General features: G+C 51.6%; 13 protein-coding genes, 2 tRNA genes and 2 rRNA genes. 12 read left to right on the top strand and 5 right to left on the bottom strand.

What is annotated here, in order from left to right; all coding sequences use genetic code 11:
* The 4 genes from THAL_RS04685 to THAL_RS04670 are packed head-to-tail and all read left to right on the top strand — an operon-like array spanning position 1 to position 3,849.
* Positions 1–1,515 (top strand): YifB family Mg chelatase-like AAA ATPase, encoded by a 1,515-nt coding sequence (locus tag THAL_RS04685; protein WP_012991957.1) that lies wholly within the window; start codon positions 1–3, stop codon positions 1,513–1,515.
* Positions 1,512–1,970 (top strand): TIGR00725 family protein, encoded by a 459-nt coding sequence (locus tag THAL_RS04680; protein WP_012991956.1) that lies wholly within the window; start codon positions 1,512–1,514, stop codon positions 1,968–1,970. The genes THAL_RS04685 and THAL_RS04680 overlap by 4 nt, the downstream gene beginning before the upstream one ends.
* An 11-nt stretch (positions 1,971–1,981) precedes the next feature.
* Entirely contained in the window at positions 1,982–2,932 is a 951-nt protein-coding gene (locus THAL_RS04675) for a bifunctional phosphoglucose/phosphomannose isomerase (protein WP_012991955.1), read from the top strand.
* Positions 2,929–3,849 (top strand): TerC family protein, encoded by a 921-nt coding sequence (locus THAL_RS04670; protein WP_012991954.1) that lies wholly within the window; start codon positions 2,929–2,931, stop codon positions 3,847–3,849. Before THAL_RS04675 ends, THAL_RS04670 begins: the two co-directional genes overlap by 4 nt.
* Here THAL_RS04670 and THAL_RS04665 read toward each other — a convergent pair.
* The 3 genes from THAL_RS04665 to secG are packed head-to-tail and all read right to left on the bottom strand — an operon-like array spanning position 3,776 to position 6,082.
* A complete protein-coding gene (locus tag THAL_RS04665; protein ID WP_012991953.1) occupies positions 3,776–5,035 on the bottom strand; it encodes a hemolysin family protein in 1,260 nt (419 codons plus the stop codon). The two genes, THAL_RS04670 and THAL_RS04665, sit on opposite strands and share 74 nt — an antisense overlap.
* Complete coding sequence (gene prmC / locus THAL_RS04660) at positions 5,026–5,838, bottom strand: peptide chain release factor N(5)-glutamine methyltransferase (protein ID WP_012991952.1); 813 nt, start codon at positions 5,836–5,838, stop codon at positions 5,026–5,028. The genes THAL_RS04665 and prmC overlap by 10 nt, the downstream gene beginning before the upstream one ends.
* A complete protein-coding gene (gene secG / locus THAL_RS08310) occupies positions 5,744–6,082 on the bottom strand; it encodes a preprotein translocase subunit SecG (RefSeq protein ID WP_012991951.1) in 339 nt (112 codons plus the stop codon). Before secG ends, prmC begins: the two co-directional genes overlap by 95 nt.
* Before the next feature lie 17 nt (positions 6,083–6,099).
* On the opposite strand from secG, the gene THAL_RS04655 reads away from it, so the two are divergent.
* The 4 genes from THAL_RS04655 to THAL_RS04640 are packed head-to-tail and all read left to right on the top strand — an operon-like array spanning position 6,100 to position 11,349.
* Entirely contained in the window at positions 6,100–8,568 is a 2,469-nt protein-coding gene (locus THAL_RS04655; protein ID WP_012991950.1) for a CBS domain-containing protein, read from the top strand.
* A gap of 1 nt (position 8,569) precedes the next feature.
* A complete protein-coding gene (dnaX, locus tag THAL_RS04650; protein WP_012991949.1) occupies positions 8,570–9,979 on the top strand; it encodes a DNA polymerase III subunit gamma/tau in 1,410 nt (469 codons plus the stop codon).
* Positions 9,945–10,199: a hypothetical protein gene (locus tag THAL_RS04645; protein WP_012991948.1), complete on the top strand. Its 255-nt coding sequence runs from the start codon at positions 9,945–9,947 to the stop codon at positions 10,197–10,199. Before dnaX ends, THAL_RS04645 begins: the two co-directional genes overlap by 35 nt.
* A complete protein-coding gene (locus THAL_RS04640) occupies positions 10,189–11,349 on the top strand; it encodes an MFS transporter (RefSeq protein ID WP_012991947.1) in 1,161 nt (386 codons plus the stop codon). Before THAL_RS04645 ends, THAL_RS04640 begins: the two co-directional genes overlap by 11 nt.
* Here the strand turns inward: THAL_RS04640 and ispD are convergent.
* Both ispD and THAL_RS04630 read right to left on the bottom strand, forming a co-directional pair.
* Positions 11,318–11,959 carry a 2-C-methyl-D-erythritol 4-phosphate cytidylyltransferase gene (ispD, locus tag THAL_RS04635; RefSeq protein ID WP_012991946.1) on the bottom strand — a complete coding sequence of 214 codons (642 nt, stop codon included), beginning with the start codon at positions 11,957–11,959 and terminating at the stop codon, positions 11,318–11,320. The two genes, THAL_RS04640 and ispD, sit on opposite strands and share 32 nt — an antisense overlap.
* Entirely contained in the window at positions 11,956–12,288 is a 333-nt protein-coding gene (locus tag THAL_RS04630) for a hypothetical protein (protein ID WP_012991945.1), read from the bottom strand. Before THAL_RS04630 ends, ispD begins: the two co-directional genes overlap by 4 nt.
* Positions 12,289–12,534: 246 nt before the next feature.
* Between THAL_RS04630 and THAL_RS04620 the strand changes: the two genes are divergently transcribed.
* The 4 genes from THAL_RS04620 (at position 12,535) to THAL_RS04605 (ending at position 18,021) form a co-directional block, all read left to right on the top strand.
* A 16S ribosomal RNA gene (locus THAL_RS04620) occupies positions 12,535–14,115 on the top strand.
* Positions 14,116–14,200: 85 nt separating this feature from the next.
* A tRNA-Ile gene (locus tag THAL_RS04615) sits at positions 14,201–14,274 on the top strand.
* A gap of 20 nt (positions 14,275–14,294) precedes the next feature.
* Positions 14,295–14,366, top strand: a tRNA-Ala gene (locus THAL_RS04610).
* A gap of 41 nt (positions 14,367–14,407) precedes the next feature.
* A 23S ribosomal RNA gene (locus THAL_RS04605) occupies positions 14,408–18,021 on the top strand.
* The 16S and 23S rRNA genes sit together here with 2 tRNA genes alongside, the layout of an rRNA operon.
* Positions 18,022–18,048 lie beyond the last annotated feature (27 nt).

Below are 18,048 nucleotides of genomic sequence, written 5' to 3'. Positions count from 1 at the left end.
ATGTTCTGTAGAGTAAAGAGCGGGGGAGTTTGGGGGATAGAGGGTTTTGAGGTAGATGTAGAGGTAGATCTGTCTCCGGGGATACCCCAGTTTAACATAGTGGGTCTTCCTGACAAAGCTATCAACGAGGCCAAAGACAGGGTAAGGTCCGCCTTAAGGAATCTTGGGGTGCAACTCCCTGCCAAGAGAATAACGGTAAACCTATCACCTTCTCATGTAAGGAAACAGGGAACCCTGTACGACCTTCCCATAGCTCTCGGGATATTGAAACTGATGGGTACTGTGGATCTGCAGGAGGACACAATAGTACTGGGAGAACTGTCTTTGGACGGAAAAGTGAGACCCGTGAGCGGGATACTGCCTATCGTCATATCTTTATCACGCTTAGGTTTCAGAAAGTTTCTTGTGCCTTCCGAAAACGCCTTAGAGGGTGCCATAGTAGGCGACGTGGATGTTTACGGTGTAAGTAGCTTAGAGGAGGTGGTGCGATTCCTAAGAAAGGAGATCACCTTGAGTCCTCAAAGGTTACACCTTCCCTCTCTCATGGATAGTTTTTCGGGATACGACGTGGATCTATCGGAGGTGTACGGTCAGTATCAGGCTAAGAGAGCTCTTGAAATAAGTGCTGCAGGCTTTCATCACCTTCTACTAATAGGTCCTCCTGGTGCAGGTAAGAGCATGCTGGCGCGGAGGTTGGTCACTGTGATGCCACCCCTCAGCTGGGAGGAGGTTCTGGAGGTAACCCGTATATACAGTGTGGCTGGTATGTTGAAGGACCCTGTGGTACTACACAGACCTTTTCGTGCTCCCCATTACACAGCTTCTGAAGTAGCTCTCATAGGTGGTGGTAGTGTGCCTATGCCGGGTGAAGTTTCTTTGGCCCACAGGGGTGTGCTTTTCCTTGATGAGATGGTGGAGTTCAGCAGGAAAACTTTAGAGTCCCTAAGACAGCCCTTAGAGGATGGCTACGTTACCGTTTCAAGAGCGGGTGGGAGAGTTACCTTCCCCGCAGAGTTTCTTCTGGTAGGTGCCACAAACCCCTGTCCGTGTGGTAACTACGGAAATCCTTACAAGAAATGCGTATGCAGCCCTGCCCAGATAAAGGCTTATCAGTCCAGACTTTCGGGTCCTATACTGGACAGAATAGACCTAAAAGTGTGGGTTCAGCCTGTAGAGAAGGAAGATCTTGTCTCTATGAAAAAGGGGGAAAGCTCTCAGCAGGTTAGAGAAAGAGTCATGAAAGCTTACGCTATACAACAGGAGAGATTTAGAGGAACTCCTACCAAATACAACGCTAGGATGACGGTAGATCAGGTGAGAAAGTTCTGTGTTCTTACGAAGGATGCCGGAGCCTTTCTAAAGGAGGCCATGGACAGGTTCCGACTATCTGCAAGAGGCTACATGAGGGTGTTGAAGGTGGCACGTACCATAGCGGATCTAGCGGGTGAAGAGCTTATAGATACGCCTCATATAGCGGAAGCTCTGCAGTACAGGATGGAGGAGTTCTTACTATGAGACAGGTGGCGGTGATAGGTTCTTCCAAAGCCTCCCAAGAGGAGTATAGGGTGGCTTATTACGTAGGCAAAAAGCTGGCCAAGAGGGGTATAGTGGTGGTGTGCGGAGGGAGGGGTGGTGTGATGGAGGCTGTCTGTAAGGGAGCCAAGGAGATGGGTGGTATTACCGTAGGCATAATGCCCTCCTACACAGGAGAAGAGGCCAACCCTTATGTAGATATAAAGATAAACACAGGTATGAGTTGGAACAGAAACCCTCTGGTGGTGGCCAGCGGTGATCTGGTGATAGCTATAGGAGGACACTGGGGGACCCTCTCTGAGATAGCTTACGCTCTCATCCTCCACAAACATGTTATAGGTTACAAAACCCATAAGGTGGAGGGGGTTTTTCACGTAAGGACACCAAGACAGATAATCACGGAGGTGGACAGGTTTTACAGTAATTTGATGGTATAATTCCTTAAATCATGCAGGCTTTGGAGTGGCTTGAGAATATGCCCCAGCAGTTTAAAAAAATGCCTGTGGAAGTTGTGGAGCTTTCTCCGTACAGAGGGATAGTCTTCACCGGTATGGGTGGTTCGGGTATAGTGGGTGAGATAACAGCTATGTTTCTAGAGAGGAGGGGGGTTGACATCCCTACTCTGGTGGTGAAGGATTACCGTTTGCCTCCTTGCGTGAAGGAAGGTTGGCTTGTGGTAGCTGTAAGCTACAGCGGTAATACGGAGGAGACTCTGTCGGCAGTTGAGGAAGCTGTCCGGCGCGGATCTACTGTAGTGAGTGTAAGTTCGGGGGGTAAACTGAAGAACGTGGCTCTCCAGTATAACCTTCCTCATGTAGACCTTCCACAAGGTTTTGCACCTCGCTACGCTTTGGGATACATGCTCTCTGCAGTTTTAAGCCTGATGGGTATGGGAGATATCTCCCAGAAGATGGGAGAACATTTGGCCAGCTACAGCAGCGTCATCAAAGAGAAGGCCAAAGAGCTAGCCCAAAGACTCAAAAACTATCTGCCTGTTGTGTACGCCACACCTCTGACAGGAGTGTGCGCGGTGCGCTACAAAGCACAGATAAACGAAAATGCCAAAACTCTCTGCCATACCGCGCTTCTTCCGGAACTTCACCACAACGAGATAGTGGGTCTGGACAATTACTTAACCCGTCAGATGTGTCACTTTCTGCTCCTTTACGATAGGGAAGATCACCCGAGGATACTAAGGAGGGTTCAAATAACGCGGGATATCCTTCAGGAGATGGGGTTAGTTCCCATAGAGTTGGAAGGAGAGGGTGAGAGCTTTGAGGAGAGGCTGGCCTATCTTATATACTTGGGTGACTGGCTCAGCTATCATCTGGCTGTTCTGTATGGATTTGATCCATTGCCTGTGAAAAGTATAGACAGGATAAAGGGGATGTTATCATGATGGATCTAAGTTGGGTAGTTTTTGGTGTCCTTGTCCTCGTGGCCCTCTTTTTGGATCTCTTTGTCTTTCATAGGCATCCTCACAAAATAAGTGTGAAGGAATCCCTTCTTCTTTCTGCCTTTTGGCTTATGGTGGGACTCGGTTTTTCCCTTTATGTATACTACACAAGGGGTCATCAGGCTTTTGTGGAGTACATAACGGGTTACACCTTAGAGAAAGCTCTCAGTTTGGACAACATATTCGTGTTCATTCTCATTTTTTCCTATTTTAAAGTGCCCGAGGAGTACAGGCACAAAGTCCTCTTTTGGGGCGTGTTTGGTGCCATTGTCTTTAGAGCCATCTTTATATTTGCAGGTATAGAGCTCGTCAAGATGTTCCATTGGATCATCTACATATTTGGCGTAATCCTTATTGTGTCTGCTGTTAAACTTCTCACGACAGAAGACAGGGAGTTTCACCCCGAAGAGACACTTCCTTACCGAATAGCCAAGAGACTTATTCCCATAGTACCCCATTACGCCGATGGTAGGTTTTTCATTAAGGATGGTGGAAAGTATAAGGCCACTCCTCTGTTCTTGGCTCTTCTTTTGGTGGAGTCCTCCGATATAATGTTCGCCATAGACTCCGTTCCTGCCATACTGGCTATATCCACAGATCCCTTCGTAGTGTACACATCCAACATCTTCGCCATCCTCGGTCTTCGGTCTCTCTTCTTTGCCGCCAACGCCATTTTACCCCTTTTCCATTACCTCCATTACGGTCTTTCCTTCATCCTCGGTTTCATAGGCGTTAAGATGCTCATATCGGAGTTTTACAAAATACCTGTTGTGGTGTCCTTACTTCTTATACTGAGTGCTGTTCTTGTTTCTGTTCTAGCTTCTCTTCTAAAGAAACCTTCTCCACCATCAGACGACTGATGCGTTTATCCTCCACCTTTAGCACTCGGAAGTTGTATCCACAGCATGTTATACTTTCACCTTTCTGAGGTATTCTCCTGAGTTGGTAGAGGAGGAATCCAGCCACAGTTCTGAAAGGCCCCTGGGGAAGCTTCACACCAAGAAGTTTCTCCAGCTCCTCTTTCTCAAGGCGACCGTCCACAACCCATCTGTTCTTTTCCACCTCTACGAAGGGTTCTTCCTCGTGTCCTTCACTCCTGAGACCACCCATCAGAAAGGCTATAAGATCGTCGTAAGTAACTATGCCTAACGTTATTCCTAGTTCATCTACCACAATACCCATGTACTCTCTGCTGTCTCTGAAGGTATCAAACACTTCCTTCACGGTGGTGTACTCGGAGAAGATATGGACGGGTCTTATGAACTCCATGACACTTTTATAGGGTTTTGCGGTTACCAGATCAAACAGGTCGAGGTATCCCACTATGTTATCCACCCGTGTTCTGTAGACGGGTAGTTTTCTGTAACCGCTCTCCCTCATCTTTCTTATCACCTGGTCAACGGTGGCTGTCTCTTCCACCATCACCACTTCCTGTAGCGGTGTTATAAGCTCCGACACGGGCGTATCCTTCATAAGGATCACCTTAAGGGCCACCTTCAAACTCTCCTCTCTGGAAGAAACATCTTCCAGAAGACCGAGGATATCCATCCTTGAAAGTTTTTCCTCTCTCCCTCCCAACAGTTTTCTGCTTAGTCTGCTTATGTACCTCACCGCCAAAAGGAGGGGTTTGACAATCCCTTTCAGTTTACTGAGAACCCAGAGACTGGGAACAATAAGCCTATCGGCGTTCTTGTGAAAGAGGTTTTTGGGTGCCAGCTCCCCAAAGTACAAGGTGAATAAAACCAGCGTCAGAGAGAAGAGGGCTTCGTAACCTTGAAGGAAAGAAAAGTGGTGGGAAAGACGGAAAACGGCGAGGGTGTAGAAGGTAGATGCGGATACTATGCTGACCGTGTATCCCAACATAGTGAGGGTTATATAGTCCTCAGGGTAGTCGTGAAAATCCTTCAGGAAGGAGTATCCTGTTTTTCGATAAAGGGCCATAGCCTTACTTTTGTCGGTACGCAGAAGAGCGATCTCAGATCCGGAAAAGAAGGCCTCCAACAGAACAAAGAACAACACACCTATCAACAAACCCACTACATCCATCCCACCACTACCCTATCCTGACCTGCCAGATCCTTAAACACCTCTACACGGAATCCCTTTTCCTCAAATATATCCCTCACCACACTACCCTGATCGTGTCCTATCTCCAAGAAAAACATACCATCCTCCTCAAGGAAGTGGTGTATCTCAGAAGCTATTTTCTCGTAGAACTCATAACCCTTCGGACCGCCTATGAGAGAAGTTTTACCTTCCCACTTTACCGTTGTGGGAAGACTGTCCCACATACCTTCTGGTATGTAAGGTGGGTTGGATACCACCAAATGAAACCGCATCCCCCTTACAGGTTCAAAGAGGGAGCCTTCCATAAGGTAAAGTCGGTCCTGCACCTGGTGCATGCAAGCGTTCTGGTAGGCCAGCTGCAGTGCCTTGGGGTTTACGTCGTCAGCATACATAACGAGGGAGGGAATCTCCAAAAGAAGGGTAACCGATATACAACCTGTCCCCACTCCTATCTCAAAGCCCTTCAAAGGACGATCCTTATTTACGGTGGTGAGGATCTTCTCCACCAGCAGCTCCGTTTCGGGACGGGGTATGAGCACACCCTCTTCCACCTTAAAGGTTCTTCCGTAAAACTCCCACTCACCTAAAAGATACTGGAGGGGATAACCTTCCTCTAAGCGTGAAAGCATACTTATGTATCGTTCCACTTCGTTAAAAGGAACTTCGTAGTCTTCCATCAGGTAGAGGTCACTTGGTGTTACCTGAAGGATATGGGCTAGGAGAAGGTGTTTTTCCCTCTTGCTTACCTTGGGATGCAGGTTGAGAAGTTCCAGCACCTTCATCCTTTATTAAAGATTCCCTTCTGCCGGGGTGTGTCAAAGCCAACAATATAGCTAAAGCCATAAACAGAAAACCCAGCCAGTAAGTGATCCGTGTCAGGATAGTGTCTACGCCACCCGGGCCGAACACGCTTTGTCCCATCCCGCCGAAAGCCGTCCCTACGTCTCCTCTGCTTCTTTGGAGCAGGACCACCACTATGAGGAGAAATGCTACCATCAGGAAGAGAACCAGCAGAAAGTAGTACATGATTGTAAGATTATACTATGAAGCTGGTTATCTTAGAAGAGGGTGCCGATCTGGACGCCCTCTCCTCTGCCTACGGTGTACTGCTCCTCTATCCAGATGCCTACCTTCTTAAACCCACTTCTCTCTCACAGAAGGCCTCTTTAGTTTTTAAAGAGAAGAGGGACAAGTTCCGTGTGGTGGAAAGTCTGCCCGAAAGGTTCCAACTGATTTTGGTGGACACACACCATGTGGAGGAAATCCTTCAGAGCATAGGCCCAGACAAGGTAGAGGAGGTTTGGGTCTACGACCACCATCCCACCGAGAAGATTTATCCCGGAGAGATCCAGCCGGTGGGAAGTACCACAACCCTCATAGTGGAGGAGATCCTCCGGAAGGGTGTACAGATAACGCCTGAGGATGCTACCCTTCTGGCTCTTGGCATATACGAAGATACGGGAAACCTCACCTACGAAGGTACCACCTACAGAGATGCTATGGCCTTAGCCTGGCTTTTGCAGAAAGGAGCCTCCCTCAGGGAGATACGAAGGTACACGCAGGAGTTTCTCAGCAGAGAACATCTGGAGATTCTCTACAAGAATCTTCACTCTGTAGAGCACCTTTTCATAGGAGATAAGAAAGTTTCCGTACTTCTCCTGAAGGGAGAGGAGTACACTCCGGGTATAGTACCTCTAGTGTACCGTCTTGAAGATATAAGGGACTCTTCTGCTTTCTTCGTACTGGTAGAGGCCGGCAGCAGAGTGTACCTTTTGGGAAGGTCCATAAAGGGTGACCTGGATGTATCCCATGTACTGGAAAAATTCGGTGGGGGTGGTCATTCCTTTGCCGGTGCCGTGAAGTTGGAGGATATTTCCGCAGAACGGATGAAAGCTCTACTTGTTTCTATTCTGAAGGGAGAATGGGTGCCCCTAAGGGTGAGGGACATTATGAGTACTCCCCCCTTTGTGTTACACAAAGATACACCCATACAGTTGGCTTTGGCAGAGCTCTCCGAGAGAAATTTCGCAGGCGCTCCTGTGGTGGACGATATGGGTAAACTGGTGGGTGTCATATATAAGAAGACCCTTCTCAAAGCGGTGAAACTTTTTCCCGATAAACCTGTGTCTGAGTTTATGATACTGGACTTTCATACCCTATCTCCCGATGACTTTGTGTGGAAGACGGAGAAGATCCTCTCCACCTTTGGTGAGAAGCTTATACCTGTGGTGGAGGGAGATAATCTGGTAGGTGTGGTGACACGCTTGGACCTTATTCACACCATCTCCAGACAGATAGACACCCTGAAACCTTATCAGAAGAGGTTACAACTACCCGAACACCTTAAAGAACTGGCTGAAAGAACCGGGCAAATGTGTAAAGAACTGGGATTCAGATGCTATCTGGTGGGAGGCGTTGTCAGAGACCTCCTTTTGGGTAAAAGGGTGTGGGATATAGATTTCGTGGTGGAGGGTGATGCTATAAAGCTGGCACAGAGGTTAGCTCAGTATTACAACGTCAACCTCCATCCCTTTCCTCAGTTTGGCACTGTTCATCTTAAGATAAAAGACATTAAGGTGGAGCTGGCCACCACTCGTCGTGAAACTTATCCTCATCCCGGTGCTTATCCGGTGGTGGAACCTGCTTCTTTAAAGGAGGATCTTCTGCGTAGAGACTTCACCATAAACGCTATGGCTGTGTCAGTGATGGAGGAAGACTTTGGCACCCTCATAGACTACTTCGGAGGGCTGAGGGATCTAAAGGAAGGTCTCATAAGAATCCTCCACCCCATGAGCTTTGTGGAAGATCCGGTGCGCATCCTCAGGGCTCTTAGGTTCGCAGGCAGATTTGGTTTCAAACTCTCCAAGAGTACGGAAAAGGCACTCCTTCACGCTGTCTCTGGAGGGTTCCTCTCTAAAGCACCCGTAGGTAGGTTGATGAACGAACTTAGGTTAGCCCTCAGAGAGGAGAGGTTCATAGAGATCCTCTACCTTTACAAGAAGTACGGTGTCCTGCAGCACCTACTGCCTGACATAATCCTATCGCAGGATCTTCTGGACCGCTTGGAGACACTGAGGGACGTAGTGGTGTGGCACAGAATGGAACATCAGCAGAGAGATAACGTAGATTATTCCTGGTTGTACCTTATTCTCCTCCTCAGTCATGTATCTTCCGATACCGCCCTAAAGATCTTGAAGGACATAAACGCCCCTTCTTGGGTGCATCAGGTTTACCATCTTTGGAGAAAGGATAAAAAAAGAGTGGTGCAGACTCTTAAGGAGGCCCAAAGGCCCTCGGAAGTTTACAGAACTCTAAAAGGTTTTCCCGTTGCCTTCCATCTACTTCTTATGACGGAACAAGAAGTGAGTAAAAAGATTCTCCTTTATCTGGATAAGTTGAGGTTTGTAAAGGTATCACCCCATGAGTTTCAAGGACTGAAGGGAAAAGAGCTGGGTGAAGCCATAGAGAGAGAGAAGATGAAGATCATGGACCAGAGTTTTAAAATTAATTAGCATGTACATACCTTTTGCCAGAAAGTACAGACCCAAGAAGTTCTCTCAAGTGGTAGGTCAGGAGACCGCTAAAAGGGTAATTCTCAACGCCGTTAGGCTGGGAAAACTTCACCACGCTTATCTTTTCTCAGGGCCCAGAGGGACAGGTAAAACCACCTTGGCCAGGATCTTAACGAGAGCCGTCAACTGTCTGAACCCTCAGGAAGGTGAACCCTGCGGTGAGTGTGAGAACTGTGTGGCTATAGATAAGGGTAGCTTTCCTGATCTGGTGGAGATGGACGCTGCCTCCAACAGAGGTATAGATGATATAAGAAATCTCAAAGATGCTGTCTCTTACACGCCTCTGAAGGGAAAGTACAAAGTGTACATATTGGACGAAGCTCATATGCTTACCAAAGAGGCCTTCAACGCACTTCTGAAGACCTTAGAAGAACCACCACCAAGAACCATCTTCGTTCTTTGCACTACCGAGTACGAGAAGATACCTCCCACCATACTGTCTAGGTGCCAGCGTATAGTCTTCAGTAAACTGGAGGAAGATCTGGTGGTCTCTCATCTGTTTTACATATGTAGGGAGGAAGGGTTAAACTGTGAAGAAAAAGCACTACGCATCATAGCCCGTGCCAGTGATGGTGCGATGCGTGATGCTCTATCTCTACTGGACCAGGCGGCCACTTACGGAGAAGGTAATGTGTCAGAGCAGGTGGTGGAAGAGTTCTTGGGTATAGTCTCCCAAGAGAAAGTGAGGGAGTTTCTCCTCCTTTTGTTGGAAGGTGACGTAGATACAGCTCTTGCGAGACTTAGAGATCTTCACAGTAGAGGTTTCAGTATAACCAAGTTCTGGGACAGTCTTGAGGAGGAGATAAGGAACCTTATACTGATAAAGAGTCTGAAAAACCCCCATCAAGTTCTTCAGGTAGAAGAGTTTCACAGAAAGGTCACCGCTCCCCTCAACGCCCTCCTTTACCTGGAAAAGGTGATAAGCTCAGCACGATTGGATGCAAGATACAGGGACTTTCTGCGCGCCTGTGAGCTGGCCATAATAAAGAGTAAGTTGGTAAGGGATATCCTTCCCCTTTCGGAACTCCTCAACATAGGCAAGGTATCTGATATCTCACCTAGCCTGTGGCAGCAGTTAAAGAGCAGCTTATCCTCCTTTGATGTAGCTGCCCTTGAGAGATTGAGAAGAGAGGAGAAAGAGGGTAAACTGATCTTTTACGGAACCAAAGAGGACCTTAAGGTTGTGGAGATGGAGAAAATAAAGGCGCGTTTTCCCTTTGTGGAGTTCGTAGAGGAGGGCAAAAAAGAGGAAGAGGGAGAAATCCCTCCTTTTGTACAGAAAGTAAAGGAAACCTTCACTGCCAAGGTGATAAAGCATGAAAGGGATAAGGGGAAGGGTCTTTTTGGTTAAGGTACCTGTACATCTCATAGGCCTCTTTACCGCCCTCGTGGATGGTGCCGGAAGAAAGGCTATAGTAAGGACGAGAGAGAAAAAATCGGACCAAGTTTATCTAATAGCCACGCCTCACACAGCAGAAGAGATTCCCAACATGGTAAGTTCCATATCAAAGTACATAGAGGGAGTGGAGCTTCTGGGAGAGGTAGCACCGGAAGAGTTGGATGTGGGATAAGAAGACGGCTTACCGCTTTATCTTTCTTATGGGTATCGTTAGCCTTTGTATGGACATAGTTTACGAAGGAGCTAGGAGTGTTCTCGGGCAGTTCATGGCTACTCTAGGTGCCAGTGCCATTGCGGTGGGGGTTGTGGCCGGTGTAGGTGAGGCCCTAGGCTACTTCCTGAGATTCCTTTTTGGATATCTTGCCGATAGGCTCAGGTTGTACTGGTTTTTCACCTTTCTTGGGTACTTTCTAACAGGACTCTCTGTTCCCTCTATGAGTCTCGCAGTTACGTGGTATCACGTAGCTTTACTGACCTTTATGGAACGTTTGGGAAAGGCAATAAGGAATCCAGCGCGAGATACTCTTTTGTCCTATGCCACCGCTACTGTGGGTCATGGTCGTGGCTTCGGCCTTCATGAGTTTGTGGATCAATTAGGAGCCGTAAGTGGACCTCTGCTGGTGGCCGTTCTCTTAGGTGTTACCGGCAGTTATAGGAGTAGTCTCGCTCTTCTTATACTTCCTGCTCTTATATCCCTTGCCCTTCTATGGGTAGCCTACCGTAGTTTTCCCTATGAAACACCACGGCGGGAGACAGACCAGTTAAGAACAAGCTTTCCCAGAACCTTCTTCATCTATGTCCTGTACGTGTTTGTGTTTAGTATGTCCTCCGTACCGTTCGCCCTTATAGGTTATCACTTAAAGACTCATCTGCATGCGCAGGACATTCATATACCGTTGGCTTACTCTCTCGCCATGGCAGTTGATGCGGTATCCGCCCTCGTGTTGGGTATAGTCTTTGACCGTATAGGAATGCGTTCTCTTATACTGGGAATGCTGGTAAGCATACCTTCTGTACCTATCGTGTTTCTTACGGGACATACCTGGTGGTGGGTGGGTGTAGTTCTGTGGGGTGCAGGTATAGGGTTGCAGGAGTCACTACTCAGATCAGTGATCCCTCACCTAACACCCCATACTAGGAGAGGTACGGCCTACGGTCTGCTTCACGCCTCTCTGGGTTTTGGTTCCTTTCTTGGAGGTCTTTTACTGGGCAAACTTTACGAAAGGTCTGTGGTTCAAATGGTTATCTTCTCTTTGGCATTACAGTTTGTATCCCTACTTCTGCTTCTGGTTATGGATTACACACAGCGCAGAGCTGCTTAGCCAGATCTAAATCCTCGGGATAGGTGATCTTTATGTTGAGGGGACTTCCCATGACGACACCCACCTTGTAACCATACCTTTCCAGCAGAGCAGAATCGTCGGTGGCCACCACACCCTCGTTCCTTGCTCTAAAGTGGCATTCTAGAAGGACTTTTTTTATAAACCCCTGAGGTGTCTGAGCGTGCCACAGGGCTGACCTGTCCAAGGTTTTTATCACCATCCCCTCGCTCACCTGTTTGATGGTATCTCTTACGGGTATGGCGGTTATCTTTCCCTCCACTCCTTCCAGCTGGGCCACCTTCCTGAACATCTCAGTGGTGGCAAAAGGACGAGCACAGTCGTGTATGATCACTATATCTCCCTTAGCTTCCAGAAGGCCCTCCAGGACCGAGTCCTGTCTCTCTTCACCTCCAGCCACCTTTTTTACGCCTGTAGGCAGCTCCACCCTCCCAAGATCCTCCTTAGGTAAAACCAGTATCACCTCATCAAAGATACCTAAGACTTTTTCCAAAGAGTGCATGTACAGAGGTTTACCACCCAGTTTGACAAACTGCTTTTTAAAACCTAACCTCTTTCCCTGACCTGCTGCCAGTAAGATGACACTTATCATACCTCCTTCAACCGCTCTATGGTCTCTACGATGCTGTCCTTGTCTATAACCTCTTGAGAGGAGAAGATGTACTCACCCCCTTTGTCCATCACCGTGGCTATGAGGCGAAAGCCCAAGACCTCTCTCTCTAGGGTCTCCCTCGTGGTCCTATCTAAGTATCTTTTCACACTCTCAGGGTCGGATGTATCCACCTCTACGTCCACCACCTCTAAATTACCCGCATTATCTGCGTAAACGTTGTAAAAGGAAAAAGTACCGCCCTCAGCCCTCTCCATGAGAGGTTTAAACAGCTCCTCCACAAAGGCTCTAACCTTATGTCTTACGCTCATCTCAAGTAATTATAATACTGCGTCTTTGGCAGGCAAGCGTGGGGTACCTCTTGACAAACTCTCTCGCTTTGGGTAATATATATAGACGTAAAGGTTGAGGGTTCCGAAAGGAACCCTTGAAAAAGGGGTTGACAAACCCCGAGAGTTGGATATAATAATAAAGGTTGTGAAGGGTTGGGTCCTGAAGAAGGACCCATGTCATCTTGGCAACTGAATAAGGAGGAAGGACCCTCCATAAATTGGGGTTCCTTGAAGAGTTTGATCCTGGCTCAGCGCGAACGCTGGCGGCGTGCCTAACACATGCAAGTCGTGCGCAGGCTCATCTGTCCTCTGGACAGATGGGTGCTGAGCGGCAAACGGGTGAGTAACACGTGCCTAACCTACCCCCAGGAAGGGGATAACCCTCCGAAAGGGGGGCTAATACCCTATAAAGCCGGGGGCCACTAAGGCTACCCGGCCAAAGGGGGCCTCTGGTCTCTGACCATGCTCCCGCCTGGGGATGGGGGCGCGGCCCATCAGGTAGTTGGTGGGGTAACGGCCTACCAAGCCTATGACGGGTAGCCGGCCTGAGAGGGTGGCCGGCCACAGTGGGACTGAGACACGGCCCACACCCCTACGGGGGGCAGCAGTGGGGAATCGTGGGCAATGGGCGAAAGCCTGACCCCGCGACGCCGCGTGGGGGATGAAGCCCTTCGGGGTGTAAACCCCTGTCGGGGGGGACGATGCGGCCTGGGGCGAACAGTCTCGGGTCGTGACGGTACCCCCAGAGGAAGGGACGGCTAACTACGTGCCAGCAGCCGCGGTAATACGTAGGTCCCGAGCGTTGCGCGAATTCACTGGGCGTAAAGCGTCCGCAGCCGGACGGGTAAGCGGTTCGTCAAAGCCCACGGCTCAACCGTGGAACGGCGTACCGAACTGCCCGTCTTGAGGCACGCTCAGGCAGGCGGAATTCCCGGTGTAGCGGTGAAATGCGTAGATATCGGGAGGAACACCGAAGGCGAAGGCAGCCTGCTGGGGCTGTCCTGACGGTCAGGGACGAAAGCTGGGGGAGCGAACCGGATTAGATACCCGGGTAGTCCCAGCCGTAAACCATGGGCGCTTGGCGTCGTCCGTAAGGGCGGTGCCGCAGCTAACGCGGTAAGCGCCCCGCCTGGGGAGTACGGGCGCAAGCCTGAAACTCAAAGGAATTGGCGGGGGCCCGCACAACCGGTGGAGCGTCTGGTTCAATTCGATGCTAACCGAAAAACCTTACCCGGGCTTGACATGGTGGGAAACCCCTGCGAAAGCGGGGGGTGCCGTCCTCTGGACGGAATCCCACCACAGGTGGTGCATGGCCGTCGTCAGCTCGTGTCGTGAGATGTTGGGTTAAGTCCCGCAACGAGCGCAACCCCTGCCCTTAGTTGCTACCCCGTAAGGGGAGCACTCTAAGGGGACCGCCGGCGATAAGCCGGAGGAAGGTGGGGATGACGTCAGGTCAGTATGCCCTTTATGCCCGGGGCTACACAGGCGCTACAGTGGCCGGGACAATGGGATGCGACCCAGTAATGGGGAGCTAATCCCCCAAACCCGGTCATGGTGCAGATTGAGGGCTGAAACTCGCCCTCATGAAGCCGGAATCGGTAGTAATGGCGGATCAGCTAAGCCGCCGTGAATACGTTCTCGGGCCTTGCACACACCGCCCGTCACGCCACGGAAGTCAGTCTTCCCGGAAGCCCCCGGGCTAACCGGTCTTCGGACCGGAGGCAGGGGACGATGGGAAGGCTGGCAACTGGGGCGAAGTCGTAACAAGGTAGCCGTAGGGGAACCTGCGGCTGGATCACCTCCTTTTTAACGGAGTAAACAAAAATTCAGGCTGTATAGCCAGTCAAACTCTTCGGAGGGTCCTTCCTCCTTATTGAGCTGCCAATCCTCTGGGCCTCTAGCTCAGTTGGTCAGAGCGTGCCCCTGATAAGGGCAAGGTCGGTGGTTCAAGTCCACCGAGGCCCATTATCTGGGGCAGAGGCGAAGGGGATGTAGCTCAGCGGGAGAGCGCCTGCTTTGCAAGCAGGAGGTCGAGGGTTCAAATCCCTCCATCTCCATGTCATCTTGGCAACTGAATAGGTCTTTCTTCCTTGTGGGTGTGCAAGTTAGTAAGGGCTCGGGGTGGATGCCTCGGCTGCCCGAGGGGATGAAGGGCGTGCTAAGCTGCGATAAGCCGGGTGGAGGCGCAGAAAGCCTGTGAGGCCCGGATGCCCGAATGGGGAAACCCGACAGGGTGTTGAGCCCTGTCATCCGCCGTAAGGCGGAGCCAAAACGGGACGAAGTAAAACCTTCTAGTAGTCCCAGGAAAGGAAATCAACCGAGACTCCCTGAGTAGCGGCGAGCGAAAGGGGATCAGCCCAAACCGTACGGGTGCCATGGTGGCGGCCTTAGCCCGTACGGGGTAGCGGGACGCATCCGGAGAGGTCCGCCAGCCTCTCGGGGAGTTACAAAACCCTCACCTAGCCGAAGTCCGCTGGAATGCGGCGCCATAGAGGGTGAAAGCCCCGTAGGCTAAAGGTGTAGGGTCTCCCTGGGATGCGATCCCAAGTACCGCGGCCCCCGTGGAAGGTCGCGGGAATCAGGGGGGACCTCCCTCCAAGGCTAAGTACTACGGGCAGACCGATAGCGCATAGTACCGCGAGGGAAAGGTGAAAAGAACCCCGGCAAGGGGAGTGAAATAGAACCTGAAACCCCGAGTCCACAAGCCAGTGGAAGGGTCCTAGTGGCCCGACTGCGTGCCTTTTGCAAAATGAGCCAGGGAGTTGTCCTCGGCGGCGAGGTTAAGCCGTAAGGCGAAGCCGTAGCGAAAGCGAGTCCGAACAGGGCGCTTAAGTCGCCGGGGGCAGACGCGAAGCGGAACGATCTACCCATGCCCAGGGTGAAGGACGGGTAACGCCGTCTGGAGGCCCGAACGGGTCGGTGCTGCAAAACCGTCCGATGAGGTGTGGGTAGCGGTGAAAAGCCAATCGCGTTCCGTGATAGCTCGTTCTCCCCGAAATAGGTCGACGCCTAGCGTCACCCGTTCCTTCCCGGAGGTAGAGCCACTGGTTGGGCTAGGGCCCCGAAAGGGGTACCGAACCCTGCCAAACTCCGAATGCCGGGAAAGGTAGGGTGGCAGTCAGTCCCCGGGGGATAAGCTCCGGTGGACAAGAGGGAAACAGCCCAGACCGCCAGCTAAGGCCCCGAAATCCGGGCTAAGTGGGGAAGGATGTGCGGCTGCTAAGACAGCCGGGAGGTTGGCTTAGAGGCAGCCATCCTTTAAACAGTGCGTAACAGCTGACCGGCCGAGCGGCCGTGCGCCGAAAATTTAGCGGGGCTCAAGCCCGGTGCCGAAGCTGCGGGTCGTACGAACCTCCGGGTTCGTACGGCGGTAGGGGAGCGTTCCCTGTGGGTTGAAGTCTCACCGTGAGGTGGGATGGACTGCAGGGAAGTGAGAATCCTGGCATGAGTAGCAGCGAAGGCAGGTGAGAAACCTGCCCGCCGGAAGCCCAAGGTTTTGGCGGCAATGTAAATCAGCCGCCAGTTAGCCGGGACCCTAAGGTGAGGCCGAAAGGCGTAGCCGATGGGAAGCGGGTCAACATTCCCGCGCCAGCGGTGTGGAGCCCGAGTCGTGACGCAGGAGGCTAGGGCGAGCCCGCTATGGAATGCGGGTCCAAGGTAGTAGGAGGGGGTGGCAGGCAAATCCGTCACCCCATACTCCGAGAGCCGATGGGGTAACTCGCCTGACGCCACACTGCCGAGAAACAACGGCGCGGGCGTTGAAGCACCGCTGCCCGTACCGCAAACCGACACAGGTGGGCTGGGTTAGTAGCCTAAGGCGTCGGGGGAACTCTCCTCAAGGAACTCGGCAAGTTGCCCCCGTACCTTCGGTAGAAGGGGGGCCCATGGGGGTGAAGCCCTTGCGGCGTAAGCTCCTGTGGGTCGCAGAGACCGGGCGGTGCCGACTGTTTACCAAAAACACAGGACTACGCAAACCCGTAAGGGGATGTATGTGGTCTGAAGCCTGGCCAGTGCCCGTAGGTTAAGGGGATGGGTGATGAGCCCTGAACCGAAGCCCGGGTAAACGCCGGCCGTAACTATGACGGTCCTAAGGTAGCTCTGCTGCCTGAACTCCGCTGTATGCGGGGAAGCCCTTAGAGCCTCTGCTACGAGGTACCTTTTGGTACCCGTAAAAATGCAGAGGATTGGGCAATCCGCAGGAAACCCCGAGAAGGGGGATCCTCAGAGACTGTACGCGGAGGCCCTTGCCTCATGGAGGAGCGGCGATGGAACTATCTCCAGAGTGGGTTGTAGGCTTCACAGATGGAGAGGGATGCTTTCACGTTTCTATCAACAAACACCCAGAGATGTCGGTAGGTTATCAGGTGCTTCCTGAGTTTGTGATAGTTCAACATGAGCGGGATATACAAGTTCTATACGCTTTGAAGAGATTCTTCGGGTGTGGTGTGGTGCGAAGAAACAACGCTGACAGATGGTGCCTGAGGATAAGGAAACTTTCCTGCCTCGAGAAAGTATGCGAGTTTTTTAGCCGGCATCCCCTCAAAACGAAGAAACGTGTGGATTTTATAAGATTCTGTAGAATAATAAGGAAAATGAAAGAAAACAAGCATCTAACGCCTGAAGGCCTACTGGAGATAGTAGACATAGCTCTACTTATGAATACTCAAAACAGAGATACGCTCCTCCATATAAAAAGGGACCTAGAGGCAAGGGTAAGATACAGTCCACCCCCTAGCGAAAGCTAGGGATAAAGGTGAGCGAAATTCCTTGTCGGGTAAGTTCCGACCTGCATGAATGGCCCAACGAGTGCCGCACTGTCTCGAGGAGAGTCCCGGCGAAATTGTGATGCCGGTCAAGACGCCGGCTACCCGCGGCAGGACGGAAAGACCCCGTGAAGCTTCACTGCAGCCTGGTACTGAGTCCTAGCCTGTCCTGCGCAGGATAGGTGGGAGCCTGTGAAGTCCCTACTCCGGTAGGGACGGAGGCGCCGGTGAGATACCACCCTGGACAGGCTGGGACCCTAACCCAGCGGAGTTACCCTCCGCGGGGACCGTGCCAGGTGGGCAGTTTAGCTGGGGCGGCTGCCTCCTAAAAGGTAACGGAGGCGTCCAAAGGTCCCCTCAGGCGGGTCGGAAATCCGCCGTAGAGTACAAGGGCAGAAGGGGGCCTGACTGCGAGGCCGACAGGCCGAGCAGAGGCGAAAGCCGGGCCTAGTGACCCACCGGTCCCACGAGGGAGGGCCGGTGATCAGCGGATAAAAGCTACTCCGGGGATAACAGGCTAATCTCCCCCGAGAGCCCACATCGACGGGGAGGTTTGGTACCTCGATGTCGGCTCCCCCCATCCTGGGGCTGAAGCAGGTCCCAAGGGTTGGGCTGTTCGCCCATTAAAGGGGGACGCGAGCTGGGTTCAGAACGTCGCGAGACAGTTCGGTCCCTATCCGCCGCGGGCGCAGGAGTCTTGAGGGGGTCCGTCCCTAGTACGAGAGGACCGGGACGGGGCAGGCTCTGGTGTACCGGTTGTTCCTCCAGGAGCAGCGCCGGGTAGCCATCCTGCTACGGGATAAGCGCTGAAAGCATCTAAGCGCGAAGCCCACCCCAAGATAAGGACTCCCTGAAGGGCCGTGGGAGACTACCACGTTGATAGGCCGCAGGTGGAAGCTCCGCAAGGGGTGAAGCCGAGCGGTACTAATAGCCCGTTCGACTTGCACACCCACAGGAAGAAAGACCTATTGAGTTG

The organism is Thermocrinis albus DSM 14484 (genome assembly GCF_000025605.1).
GTDB lineage: Bacteria > Aquificota > Aquificia > Aquificales > Aquificaceae > Thermocrinis > Thermocrinis albus.
Note: the sequence above shows the minus strand (reverse complement) of the source record. Positions and strands in the feature narration are given on the sequence as shown.

Bases quoted from the DNA above. Each gene is read 5' to 3' on its own strand.
- THAL_RS04685 (WP_012991957.1), top strand. From the start codon at position 1: ATGTTCTGTAGAGTAAAGAGCGGGGGAGTTTGGGGGATAGAGGGTTTT.
- THAL_RS04680 (WP_012991956.1), top strand. From the start codon at position 1,512: ATGAGACAGGTGGCGGTGATAGGTTCTTCCAAAGCCTCCCAAGAGGAG.
- THAL_RS04675 (WP_012991955.1), top strand. From the start codon at position 1,982: ATGCAGGCTTTGGAGTGGCTTGAGAATATGCCCCAGCAGTTTAAAAAA.
- THAL_RS04670 (WP_012991954.1), top strand. From the start codon at position 2,929: ATGATGGATCTAAGTTGGGTAGTTTTTGGTGTCCTTGTCCTCGTGGCC.
- THAL_RS04665 (WP_012991953.1), bottom strand. From the start codon at position 5,035: ATGGATGTAGTGGGTTTGTTGATAGGTGTGTTGTTCTTTGTTCTGTTG.
- prmC (WP_012991952.1), bottom strand. From the start codon at position 5,838: ATGAAGGTGCTGGAACTTCTCAACCTGCATCCCAAGGTAAGCAAGAGG.
- secG (WP_012991951.1), bottom strand. From the start codon at position 6,082: ATGTACTACTTTCTGCTGGTTCTCTTCCTGATGGTAGCATTTCTCCTC.
- THAL_RS04655 (WP_012991950.1), top strand. From the start codon at position 6,100: ATGAAGCTGGTTATCTTAGAAGAGGGTGCCGATCTGGACGCCCTCTCC.
- dnaX (WP_012991949.1), top strand. From the start codon at position 8,570: ATGTACATACCTTTTGCCAGAAAGTACAGACCCAAGAAGTTCTCTCAA.
- THAL_RS04645 (WP_012991948.1), top strand. From the start codon at position 9,945: ATGAAAGGGATAAGGGGAAGGGTCTTTTTGGTTAAGGTACCTGTACAT.
- THAL_RS04640 (WP_012991947.1), top strand. From the start codon at position 10,189: ATGTGGGATAAGAAGACGGCTTACCGCTTTATCTTTCTTATGGGTATC.
- ispD (WP_012991946.1), bottom strand. From the start codon at position 11,959: ATGATAAGTGTCATCTTACTGGCAGCAGGTCAGGGAAAGAGGTTAGGT.
- THAL_RS04630 (WP_012991945.1), bottom strand. From the start codon at position 12,288: ATGAGCGTAAGACATAAGGTTAGAGCCTTTGTGGAGGAGCTGTTTAAA.